We start from the raw sequence: 12511 nt of genomic DNA on the forward strand, positions 1-12511 counted from the left end.
AAATGATTGCAATCGGTTAATTAAAAATCAATCTGCAGCATATTTATTATTCCAATATAGCATCATCATTAAAGTAACTATTACAGAAGAAGCGATTCCTTCAAATAATAGACAGATGCAATAAGTTGGCACTGATGGATTTCCTCCGAACATGAAAGTTTCAGACAAAGTTCTAACATAAGCATCCCCGCCTCGGGCATAACTGTAAACCAATAATCCAAAAATACTTAGTGCAACACCAACCACAGAGGTAGTCATTGCAGAAATGGCATTAGATAGAAAATCGGTTTCTCCTTCATGAAAATTCATCTGCATTGTCCTATTAACACCGTAGAATATAAAGAAAACATTCAGTGTTCTCAAATAAAACAAATCTGCTAAACCCAGTACATTCATTAATAAAAAATAAATGCCAATTCCGAGGAAAATCAAAAACCCGTTGATAATTTCTTTAGGTAATTTCATAGTGGTCATTTTTTTAGAAGTTAATAGTAAATGTTTGAAAAACAGTATTCTATCAAATTTACTAAAAAAATGACTACGATGATTTAAAAACGGTAAAAACTATGCTGTATGGTCTTTTAATGAAGAGTTTATAAAAGCCAGAGAATTAATCTGATCTTGATGAAGCTGTGCTTTTAAGGCATCTACTGAACTAAATTTTTGTTCTTCGCGAATATAATGCAATAAAGAAACCTCAATATTCTGATCGTAAATGTCTTTGTCAAAATTAAATAAGTGCACTTCGATGGTTTGTTTGTCACCACTAACAGTCGGATTGAAGCCAATATTCATCATGCCAAAAACAGTTTCTTTGTTTATAGTAGCTTTGACAACATAAACACCAATTTTTGGGATTAATTTATAATCTTCTTCAATGTGAATGTTCGCTGTTGGAAAACCAATTGTTCTTCCAAGCTGTTTTCCTTTTACGACCGTTCCGTTTAGGAAATAGCTGTAGCCTAAATATTCGTTGGCCAAAGCCATATTTCCTTCGTTTAAAGCTTTTCTGATTTTGGTTGAACTAACCGAAACATCTTGAATTTCTTCAGCAGAAATCTGCTCTACTTCAAATCCGTATTCTAATCCAAAAGCAATTAAATCATCAATATTTGCAGTTCTATTGCGACCAAAGCGATGATCATGTCCAATGATGATTTTTTGAATCTGAAATTTCTCTACTAAAATGGTACGAACGAATTCTTCAGCAGTTAATCTTGAAAAACTTTCATTAAAAGGATGGACAACTAAGTTCTCGATACCTGTGGCCTCTAAAAGTCTTATTTTTTCGCCAATAGTGTTTAGTAATCTAATTTCCGATTTTTCCTGAAGAACCATTCGCGGATGCGGAAAAAAGGTTAGGACCAGACTTTCATATTTTCCATTTTCAGTATTCTGAGTAATACGTTCCAGAATTTTTTTATGACCAATATGCACGCCATCAAAGGTGCCAAGAGTTAAAATTGTTTTCTTGGTTGACTGAAAATCGTTTATAGAATGAAAGAGCTTCAAAACAAATTATTTAAGATGCTGCAAATTTATACTATTCTCTTTTAAATTTAATACTATGCCAAATTGAATTTTAACGTATAATCTATCTTTTTGTAAAAATAAGCCGACTAGTCGATTAAATAGCAATAATTGTCGTGTAGATAATATGATTTCAAATTAATTGAAGTAATTTTGATTAATATATTTTAAGGGTATGAGAAAACAACTACTTTGTATGTTTCTGATTTTTTGTTCTGCAAATATTAATGCACAAGATGTTTTATGGCAGAAAGTAACTTCTTCATCAGCTTTAAGAAAGGCGGATGGTGTCAGTTCCAATAAATTATATTATAAATTAAATGCTAGTCTTCTTAGTTCGAAGTTAGCTTCAGCATCAAATAAAACAGCAAAAAACACAGCATCAGAAATTACGATCCCGAATACTGATGGAATTTTGGAACGTTTTTCGGTTTGGGAATCCTCTAATTTTGATCCGGAATTACAAGCCAAATATCCAGAAATTAGGTCTTATGAAGGCCGTGGAATTGACGATAAAAATGCTAAAATACATTTTAGCGTTGCCCCAATCGGAATGCAGACTATGGTTTTGAGAACAGCAAAGCCAACAGAATATATTGAACAAAACCCAGACAATAAATCCGAATATGTTTTGTTTAAATCGACAGATAACGCAACGTCAAAAATGTTGTTAGACTGTAAAACAACCGATTTTGTTTCTGTTAATAAAACTTCAACTACCGCAAAAACAGCATCTAATGCCAAACAGTTTAAAACGCTTCGATTGGCATTGTCCTGCACAGGAGAATATACAGCTTATTTTGGCGGAACAAAAACAGGAGCTTTAGCTGGAATGAATGCCACTTTAACGCGAGTGAATGGTATTTTTAATAGAGATCTTGCGGTGCAATTAATTTTAATTGCAAACAATGATGCTGTTATTTATACAGATGCCTCGACAGATCCTTATTCTATTGCATCGGTGGGCGCGGCAGATGGAGGGACCTGGGCTAAAGAAGTGCAGACTACATTAACCAATGTTATTGGTGAAGCCAATTATGATATCGGACATTTGTTTGGAGCTTCTGGTGGAGGAGGAAATGCTGGTTGTATTGGCTGTATATGCGAGAGTCCAACTTCTAGCCAACCAATAGGAAAGGGGAGCGCGTTTACATCTCCAGCCGACGCAAAACCACAAGGAGATAATTTTGATATAGATTTTGTTGCTCATGAAATGGGACATCAGCTTGGAGGTACACATACTTTTTCTTTTCAAAATGAAGGTTATGGAGCATGTTATGAACCTGGAAGTGGGTCAACTATTATGGGATATGCAGGTGTAACAAAAGGTTATAATATACAAGATCATTCAGATGACTATTTTTCTTATGCAAGTATTAGCCAGATACAAAATAATCTAGCAGGGAAAACTTGTCCTGTTTCAATACCTATAACTACTAATAATCCACCTGATATTAAGGCTGGTTTAGATTATACAATTCCAATTAGTACACCATTTATTTTAACGGGAACAGGTTCTGATTCTGAAGGGAATGCCATAACATACACTTGGGAACAATACGATAGCGCGACAACAGCTTTTGCTGGTAATAGTTTTGCATCTGCAACAAAAACAGATGGACCAATGTTTAGATCTTTACCGCCAACATCTTCTCCGGTTCGTTATATGCCTGCTTTAAGTTCGGTGTTAAATAATCAGTTGACAACAACTTGGGAATCTGTTTCTTCTATTGCAAAGACAATGAATTTTACGCTTACAGGAAGAGACAATGCCGCTGCAGGAAATGGACAAACCAATACTGATGCAATGGTTGTGACCGTAAGCGCCTCAGCTGGACCATTTGCCGTAACTTCACAAACAGACGATAATCTGGGGTGGGCAAAAGGGTCTGCACAAACAATTACGTGGAGTGTAAATAACACAAATGCATTACCCGGATCATCAAGCGTAAATATAAAATTATCTGTAGATGGCGGATTAACATATCCAGTGGTTTTAGCGGCTAATACTCCAAATGATGGTTCTGAAACGATATTGGTTCCAGAAATTGACGCCTCGACCAATTGCAGACTTCTAATAGAGCCAGTTAATAATATTTATTATGCTATAAATTCGAAACCTTTTGCAGTAGGATATACGGTTTCAACATCTTGTGCTTCATATAATTTTGGCGGTGGATATTCAACAGGTGATAATGTAAATGTAAACAAAACCGTTTCTGTGCCTGCTTCTTCTGGATCGGTTTCAGATGTCAATGTTTCGGTAAATGTAACACACGCGAGATTTTCAGATTTGACGATGCAAATCATAAGTCCGAACGGAACAATAGTGACTTTATTTAACAAAAATTGTGGAAGTACAAATTCAACTTTTGCATTGCAGTTTGATGATAGCGGGACAGCTTTAAACTGTAATACAACTACTAGCCAGATTGTTATTCCATCTACTGCTCTAAGTGCTTTTAATGGAGAAAACCCTCAAGGAAATTGGACTTTTAGAGTTCTTGATGATACAGTTGGTGCTTTGGGAACAATAAATTCTGCATCAGTAAATATTTGTTCTAAAACCTATACACTAGGAAATGACGATTTTGAAAATGTTGATTTTGTTGCGTATCCAAATCCAAACAAAGGAACTTTTACAGTACAATTTGAAAGAGATTCAGTAAGCGAGATTAAAGTTTACGTTAATGATATTAATGGAAAATATGTTTACGATAGAACTTTTCAAGGTTCAGGCTATTTTATTCAAGATATTCAATTGCCAGATGTGCCTTCAGGTCTTTATTTTGTAACGGTTACTGATGGCAACAGAAAAGAAGTGAAAAAAATATTGGTGAATTAATTTTTGAATTTCAAAGTTTAATGTGCCATTGCCATACAGAGTATGCTAATCTTAACGCCTGGTATTTTTAGCAAAGCTTTTGAGCATGCTTCAAGTGTTGCACCTGTTGTAAGCACGTCGTCAACAATTAAAAAATGTTTGTTGTGATCAGATTCACTGAATTTGACATCAAAAATGTTTTCGATATTTTCAGATCTTCCTAAAAGGTTTTTCTTGGATTGTGTTTTAGTATATAGTTTTCGGATCAAGATATTTTCTGCAAAAGGAATTTCAAAACCCGATGCGATTGCTTTTCCAAAAGTGGTAACCTGATTATAGCCACGTTCCTTAAATTTTCTTTTATGAAGCGGGACAGGAATTATAGCATCGAAAGGAATTTCAAAAGAAACTTCTTTTAAATCTTCGGCATACCAATTTCCTAAAACAGTTCCAATTTCCTGATGTCCTTTGTATTTTAAATTGTGAATTAACTCTTGAACCATTCCTTTTTTATTAAAATACAAAAATGCCGATGCAAATTGAATATCGATTTTGCCATAGAACTTTTTTACAGCTTCATTTTTAGGATTTAAATGATATTGGGTTAGAGGCATTTCGTGTCGGCAGACGGTACAGAAAACCGTTTCATTCTGAAGTAAAAGTGAGTGGCATGCGCTACAGACTTTAGGGAAAAATAGATTTATTAGATAATTAATCACAAAAAGAGAGATTTTATTTACAAAAGTAACAAAATCAAAGCTTCAATCTTTATAATTTTTCTTTTTTATAAAGCTAGTTTTTATATTTTTGCATCACTATGGCAAAACAAGAAGATATATTTAAGAATGTGGTTTCGCACGCAAAAGAGTACGGATTTATTTTTCCGTCAAGCGAAGTTTACGATGGTTTAAGTGCTGTATACGATTACGCACAAAACGGTGTCGAATTAAAAAAGAATATCCGTGAATATTGGTGGAAATCAATGGTTCAGATGAATGAGAATATTGTCGGCCTTGATGCTGCAATATTGATGCATCCAACAACTTGGAAAGCTTCTGGTCACGTTGATGCTTTCAATGATCCATTAATTGATAATAAAGATTCTAAGAAAAGATATAGAGCTGACGTTTTGGTTGAAGATTTTGCTGAAAAAATTCACCAAAAAGCGCAAAAAGAAATTGACAAAGCAAAAGCTCGTTTTGGCGACGCATTCAACGAACAAGAGTTTATAACTACAAATGCTCGTGTAATTGAATACTTGGCTAAAGAAAAAGAAATCAGAGAGCGTTTAGGTCGTTCTTTGGGAGCAGGTGATTTGGCCGATGTGAAAGCATTGATCGAAGAACTTGAAATTGCTGATCCTGAAACAGGTTCTAAAAACTGGACAGAAGTAAAACAATTTAACTTGATGTTCGGAACAAAATTAGGTGCATCTGCAGAGAATGCAATGGATTTATATTTGCGTCCAGAAACGGCTCAAGGTATTTTTGTGAACTTTTTAAATGTTCAGAAATCGGGTCGTATGAAAGTTCCTTTTGGAATTGCTCAAACAGGTAAAGCATTTAGAAATGAAATTGTAGCAAGACAATTTATTTTCCGTATGCGTGAGTTCGAACAAATGGAAATGCAGTTTTTTGTGCGTCCAGGAGAAGAAATGAAATCTTATGAGTACTGGAAAGAAACACGTTTAAAATGGCACTTGTCTTTAGGATTAGGAAAAGAAAATTACCGTTTTCACGATCACGAGAAATTGGCGCACTACGCAAACGCAGCTGCTGATATCGAATTTAATTTCCCATTCGGATTTAAAGAATTGGAAGGAATTCACTCCCGTACAGATTTTGACTTAAAAGCACACGAAGAATATTCTGGAAGAAAATTACAATATTTTGATCCAGAATTAAACGAAAACTATGTTCCTTATGTAGTAGAAACTTCTGTTGGTTTGGATCGTATGTTCTTGGCAGTTTTTGCAACTTCATTAAAAGAAGAAACATTAGAGGACGGTTCTACAAGAACAGTTTTAAAATTGCCAGCAGTTTTAGCACCAACTAAAGCGGCAGTATTGCCATTAGTTAAAAAAGATGGTTTGCCAGAAGTTTCAAGAAAAATCATCGAAGATTTGAAATGGGATTTCAATGTGGCTTATGATGAAAAAGATGCTGTTGGACGTCGTTACAGAAGACAAGATGCTTTAGGAACGCCTTTCTGTATCACAGTAGATCATCAGACGCTTGAAGACGAAACTGTAACAATTCGTCATAGAGATACAATGAAACAAGACCGTGTAAAAATTACTGAATTAAGAGGTATTATCGAAAACGAAGTTTCGATGAAAAACTGGTTAATGAAAATGTAATCTTTACAAGTTATACTATAGATCCCAAATTCCGTAAAGGAGTTTGGGATTTTTATTTTTCGAAATAAGCATTTTATCGGCTTTTTTTGCATTTCATCCTTATGTATCAACATTTTAGTGTAATGTATTAACAATGAAGTGTTTAAGGTGTTTAAATCCGTAATTTTAAATCTGTATTACTACAAAGACCAATTTTTTTTCTTCACATAGCAATTAAAAGTATTTTTTTGATTATGATTGCGCAGTGAGAAAACCAATAAGACCCAAAATTGAAAAAGTATTCGTATATAATAATTGATGATGTTGCTGAGAGTATTTTGAAAACCAAAACAACGGCTTCAGGTTTTTCAGAATTATCTTTTAAAGCATCGGCATCAAATTTTCAGGAAGGTTTAGAATTGGTTTTAGAACACAAACCGGATTTGGTTTTTCTCGAAATTGAACCCGAAAATTTATCCAGTAATCTGTCTTTGGTTTTTATAAGTGAATTACATCGTTTCTTTCAGGAAATTCCAAAAATTATAATTACTACAAATAAAAAAGACAAAGCTTTTGAGGCTATTCAATACGGCGTATTTGATTATCTTTTAAAACCCGTTACGCATATTGATCTGCTGAAAACGATTTTGAAGCTTAAAAAAGCAAATTTTGAGGCAAAAACAATAGGTTCAACAGAAGAACCGACTTCTATTGTAATTGACAATATAAATAACGTAACGATTCCTCAAAATATTCAAAAAGCATTAACCATCTGCATAAAATCTTATGGTGATTACCGTTATTTAAATGCTGATGATATTTGTTATTTTCAGGCAGATAATAATTCAACAGATATTTATTTGAATACTGGCGAAATGATTACGGCGTTTAAAACGTTAAAACATTTTGAGAGTGTTTTGACGTATCCTTTTATCCGTATTCACAACAGTTATGTAATTAATCGAAACTATATTTCGAGGATTCATAGCGGAAACTCAATCTGTTACATAAAAAATTCCACAAAAAAGATTCCTTTTTCTAAAACCTATAGAGCAAATGTTGAGCAGATAATTGCCGATTTTGCAGCAGGAAATTACCTAGAAGTCTAAAAATTAGACAATTACATTAATTTGCTATCCATTGACTATCAATTGGGTACGATCTACCACAAACTCGATTTTTCTTATAAATTTTTTTCAGTCTTGGTGTTAGTTTTACACTCTGATTCGCAAGTAAACAGCGAATTATCTCCAAAAATTAAAATAAACTTTAAAACCCTCAGGTCATGAAAAAAACAGCTTTAACAATCGGATTATTCTCTTTAGTAGCAGTAGCAACTTCTTTTGCATCAACAGAAGTTCCAACATATTTAGCATCTAACGATTCTATTAAAGTTTTACCAGTAGATGGTACAACTACAACTGGCGGTGGTGCAGCAGGTGGAGTTATTAGAAAACATGATTTTCATGGTGGTGCAGAATCATTCCAGAAAAACAGTAATGCAAACTTTGCAAGTGTTAATCAAGCTTTCGGACACGATAAAAAAATAGATTAAAAGAAATAAAAAATATATAATCAAAGCTGTCAATTTTTGGCAGCTTTTTTTGTGTCTATAGTTTTACTATTTTTGATAAAATTCAAAGGCACAATTGAAGAAACTAAAAAAAATACTGCTGTTTTTATTCTTTGTTGTATTGGCATGTACCAAGAAAGCAGAAAACTTAGAGATGACTTCTTCGAGAGACAGCCTTCCTACTTATCTTACTTTAGCAAATGAGGTTGACCTGCCTTTACACATTAAACAAAAATACGCTCAGAAAGCGTTAAGTATCATTTTACAACAAAAAGATGATTCGCTTAATAAAGTAAATCTTTTTAAGGTTGCTAATCGTTATTATAATATGAGCGATTGGAAAGCCTATCTTAAAACAACTAAATTAATTTTAGAAAGAGCTCGGGTATCAAAGGATTCGGCACATATGGCAAAAGCCTATGTTTATTTAGGCGATTACTATTTATCTCAGTCTATTTCTGATAGTGCTTTTATGAATTATTATAAAGCCGAAAAGACGTATCAGAAAATTAATGATCAATTAAATTTGGTCAAGACTTTTTTAAATAAAGCTAATTTGCAATATAACGAAGGTGATTTTTTTGAAAGTGAAATAACAGTTTTTAAAGCTTTGAGTGTTTTAAAATTAAAGAAAGATGTCAATGAATTGCTTTATGAAAGCTATAATTTGTTGGGTATTCTGTATAATGAAAGAGAAGAATTTACCAAAGCTTTAGAATTTCAGAATAAAGCCTTGAATATTTTGGATGATAAAAAAATCCCTTCAGACTTTCAGTATAAAGCCGCATCTTTAAATAACTTGGGTTACATATATATGCGTATGGGGAATTATAAACGTGCCAAAGTTTTTTTTGAAAAAGGTCTCCAAGAGAAAAATCTCTTCATTAATAGATCAAGTTTGTATGCAATTTTACTTGATAATTTAGGATACGCTAAGTTGAAACTAAATGAATCCAATCAGATGCCAAAGCTGTTTTATGAATCTTTAAGAATTAGAGACAGTCTTGATCTTACTTCTGGAATGGTATCAAGTAAAATACACTTGTCAGAGTATTACGCTTTAAAAAAAGATACACTGAAAGCGATTCAATTTTCAAAACAAGCTTTGATATTATCTCGTAAAACCACAAGGATTATTAATACTTTAGAAGCTCTTAAACAGACTGCAGCAGTTGATCCTAAAAACGCTTCTCAATATTCTAAGGAATATATTGAACTTAACGAAAAAATGTTAAAAGCAGAACGCAAAATGGGGGAAAAATTCTCCCGTATAGAATACGAGACCAACGAAATTAAAGATCAAAATTCTAATCTTCAGGAAAAGAATAAAACTTTGGTTTATGTATTTAGTATTTGTACATTGCTGGGGTTGTTCTTTTATGTTTACAAAACACAGCAAGCCAGAAACCGTGAGCTGCTTTTTAAACAACAGCAGCAGATAGCAAACGAAGATATTTACAATTTGATGATTTCGAAGCAGAACGAAATTGAGCTTACGCGAATAAAAGAAAAGAAAAGGGTTGCTCAGGAATTGCATGATGGTGTCTTAGGACGTATGTTTGGCATTAGGATAAGTTTGGATAGTTTGGATAAAGTAGACGAATTTGAAGCTATTTCTAAGAGAAAAAAATATCTTGACGAATTGAAAAATGTTGAACAGGATATTCGAGAAATTTCGCATGACTTAAATAGAGAAAAATCGGAATTAATTAATAATTTTGTTTCGATTTTGAACAAACTATTTGAAGATCAGATAAATACGTATAGTTCGAAATTGATTACCGTTTTTGATCCTGAGATTAAGTGGGATTTGATAAGCAATATTGTAAAAATCAATTTGTACAGAATTGTTCAGGAGGGACTTCAGAATTGTAATAAATATGCTAAGGCTGATATTATTAGAGTAGAGTTTAAAAATGAAAATGATGATTTGGTTTTGACTATCGAAGATGACGGAATTGGATTTAATACCAGAAAAACTAAAAACGGAATTGGTCTGCATAATATAGAATATAGAGCAACAGAGTGTAAGGGAACAGTTACGATAAAATCTGCCAAAGGAGAAGGAACAATTCTCATCATAAAAGTCCCATTAGAGCCAAATAATAACCTGCATAATGACATTTGATTTAACAGCCTCAGTTCCACAATTAGTCAAAAAGAATATTTTAATAGTAGACGACCATCCGTTTATTATTGAAGGATACAAGAATGCCATAACTCGTTATAATCCAAAAAAGTATGATTTTTTAATTTCACAAGCACACGATTGCAGATCGGGTTATGATATCATAGAAAATGATAACGCACCAGAGTTTGATATTGCTTTTTTGGATATCAGTATGCCTCCTTATGAAGAAAAAGAAATTTTTTCGGGTGAAGATCTTGCGATGCTGCTTTTGAGAAAAATGCCATCATGCAAGATTATTCTTTTGACGATGTACACGGAATTGCTGAAAATTAAAACCATTATCAGGACAATTCAACCGAACGGGTTGATTATTAAAAATGACCTTACTTTTGACGAATTGCTTTTGGCTTTTGATAAAGTAATGAAAAATGAAAAATATTACAGCCAGTCGGTTGTAAAGATGCTTAATCAATCCACGCATAATGCAATCGAGATTGATCAGTACGATAAACAGATACTAATTCATTTGGATCGAGGAACTCCAATTCATGAAATGCTCGAGAATATTCCGATTTCCTTGAATGCGATTGTGAAACGAAAAAAACATTTAATGGAATTGCTAAAAATAAAAAGCGGTTCTGATCGCGATTTAATTAAAGAAGCGAAAAGTAAGGGGCTTTTTTAGGGAAAAAATCCCAATGTTGAAATTCCAAATTCCAATAAAAAAGCGAAATAAAAAAATCCAAATTCCAATACTCATGTCATTATTGGAATTTGGATTTTTTTATTATTGGAATTTTCTAAAATTTATTCGCTAAGGGCATCCCATCCGCGGGCTTTTAAGGCAATTTTTGTATTGGCACGAGTTACAAGATGGATTCCTTCATTTTCTTCTGTCATATGTCCTATAACAGAGAAATTCGGGTTTCCTTTTATTTTGTCGAAATCATTAATATCAATTGTAAACAAAAGTTCGTAATCTTCACCGCCGTTTATGGCAACCGTTGTACTGTCGATATTAAATTCTTCGCAAGTAGAAATAAACTGAGGATCTAATGGCAGTTTATCTTCATACAAATTACAACCCACTTTAGATTGCTTGCAGATATGAATAATCTCAGAAGATAATCCGTCTGAAATATCAATCATTGCGGTTGGTTTTATATCTAAAGCATGAAGCAAAGTTCGAACATCTTTTCGTGCTTCAGGTTTCAATTGGCGTTCTACCAAATAAGTATAAGGATCTAAATCGGGTTGATTGTTTGGGTTAACCTGGAAAACTTGTTTTTCGCGTTCTAAAACTTGCAAACCCATGTACGCAGCACCAAGATCTCCTGTTACAACCAATAAGTCTGTTTTTTGAGCTCCGTTTCTGTAAACCAATTCATTTTCGTCAGCTTCTCCAATGGCAGTGATGCTGATAATTAATCCTTTTTGAGATGAGGTTGTATCTCCGCCTATAACATCAACTTTATATTCTTTTGTAGCATGTGTAATCCCTGCAAACAATTCTTCTAAAGCTTCAAGTGGAAAACGATTCGAAACAGCAACCGAAACCGTAATTTGAGTCGGTTTTGCATTCATCGCGCAAATATCAGAAACATTCACAACAACTGCTTTGTATCCTAAATGTTTCAAAGGCATGTAAGCCAAATCAAAATGAACTCCTTCAATTAATAAATCGGTCGAAACTACTACTTTTTTGTCTTTAAAATCAAGAACAGCAGCATCATCGCCAATACTTTTTAAAGTAGATTCCTGAGTAACGTCAAAGTTTTTGGTTAAATGGTCAATTAAACCGAATTCGCCCAATTGAGCTATACTAGTTCTCTGCTGATTTTTATCTTCAATCATTTCTGTTAAGTTCCAAAGTTATTAAGGTGCAAAGGTACAAAGGATTTTTTTAAAGATGCTAAGATTCTGAGATGCTAAGGTTCTAAGTTTTTTTGTAGCAGATTTATATTGCTGCCTAAAAAATCAATTGCCTCCTGCTTTAGCTGAAGGTCAGCTTAATTCGAATATAAAAGGCTTTAGCTGAACATTAAAGTTTTGGCTAAAGCCTCTTTTGATAATCATTTATTTCCCCCAGCTAAAGCTGGAGGCAATTCAAAAAAA

Annotated in this window: 10 protein-coding genes; 6 read left to right on the forward strand and 4 right to left on the reverse strand. The window is 33.3% G+C overall.

Going from position 1 to position 12511, the window contains the following annotated elements; translation table 11 throughout:
• Positions 1-27 precede the first annotated feature (27 nt).
• Both RB618_RS06340 and RB618_RS06345 read right to left on the reverse strand, forming a co-directional pair.
• Positions 28-465: a hypothetical protein gene (locus RB618_RS06340; RefSeq protein WP_308067983.1), complete on the reverse strand. Its 438-nt coding sequence runs from the start codon at positions 463-465 to the stop codon at positions 28-30.
• 99 nt (positions 466-564) lie between these two features.
• Entirely contained in the window at positions 565-1512 is a 948-nt protein-coding gene (locus RB618_RS06345; protein ID WP_308067984.1) for a bifunctional riboflavin kinase/FAD synthetase, read from the reverse strand.
• Between the two features lie 193 nt (positions 1513-1705).
• Here RB618_RS06345 and RB618_RS06350 point away from each other — a divergent pair, with 193 nt between their 5' ends.
• Positions 1706-4375: a reprolysin-like metallopeptidase gene (locus RB618_RS06350; RefSeq protein ID WP_308067985.1), complete on the forward strand. Its 2670-nt coding sequence runs from the start codon at positions 1706-1708 to the stop codon at positions 4373-4375.
• A 17-nt stretch (positions 4376-4392) separates the two neighbouring features.
• Here RB618_RS06350 and RB618_RS06355 read toward each other — a convergent pair whose 3' ends face one another.
• On the reverse strand, positions 4393-5073 hold the full coding sequence (locus tag RB618_RS06355; protein ID WP_308067986.1) for a ComF family protein: 681 nt from the start codon (positions 5071-5073) through the stop codon (positions 4393-4395).
• Positions 5074-5171: 98 nt separating this feature from the next.
• Here RB618_RS06355 and RB618_RS06360 point away from each other — a divergent pair, with 98 nt between their 5' ends.
• The 5 genes from RB618_RS06360 to RB618_RS06380 all read left to right on the forward strand — a co-directional run bounded on the left by RB618_RS06360 (position 5172) and on the right by RB618_RS06380 (position 11081).
• A complete protein-coding gene (locus RB618_RS06360) occupies positions 5172-6713 on the forward strand; it encodes a glycine--tRNA ligase (RefSeq protein WP_308067987.1) in 1542 nt (513 codons plus the stop codon).
• 269 nt (positions 6714-6982) lie between these two features.
• Entirely contained in the window at positions 6983-7801 is an 819-nt protein-coding gene (locus tag RB618_RS06365) for a LytTR family DNA-binding domain-containing protein (RefSeq protein WP_308067988.1), read from the forward strand.
• 176 nt (positions 7802-7977) lie between these two features.
• Positions 7978-8247, forward strand: a complete 270-nt coding sequence (locus RB618_RS06370) for a hypothetical protein (protein WP_308067989.1) — start codon at positions 7978-7980, stop codon at positions 8245-8247.
• A gap of 94 nt (positions 8248-8341) precedes the next feature.
• Positions 8342-10393: an ATP-binding protein gene (locus tag RB618_RS06375; RefSeq protein ID WP_308067990.1), complete on the forward strand. Its 2052-nt coding sequence runs from the start codon at positions 8342-8344 to the stop codon at positions 10391-10393.
• Positions 10383-11081 carry a response regulator gene (locus RB618_RS06380; RefSeq protein ID WP_308067991.1) on the forward strand — a complete coding sequence of 233 codons (699 nt, stop codon included), beginning with the start codon at positions 10383-10385 and terminating at the stop codon, positions 11079-11081. Before RB618_RS06375 ends, RB618_RS06380 begins: the two co-directional genes overlap by 11 nt.
• Before the next feature lie 122 nt (positions 11082-11203).
• Here the strand turns inward: RB618_RS06380 and thiL are convergent, their stop codons facing one another.
• On the reverse strand, positions 11204-12250 hold the full coding sequence (thiL, locus tag RB618_RS06385) for a thiamine-phosphate kinase (RefSeq protein WP_308067992.1): 1047 nt from the start codon (positions 12248-12250) through the stop codon (positions 11204-11206).
• Between the last annotated feature and the right edge of the window lie 261 nt (positions 12251-12511).

It is taken from the genome of Flavobacterium sp. LHD-85 (genome assembly GCF_030929595.1).
Classification (GTDB): Bacteria; Bacteroidota; Bacteroidia; order Flavobacteriales; family Flavobacteriaceae; genus Flavobacterium.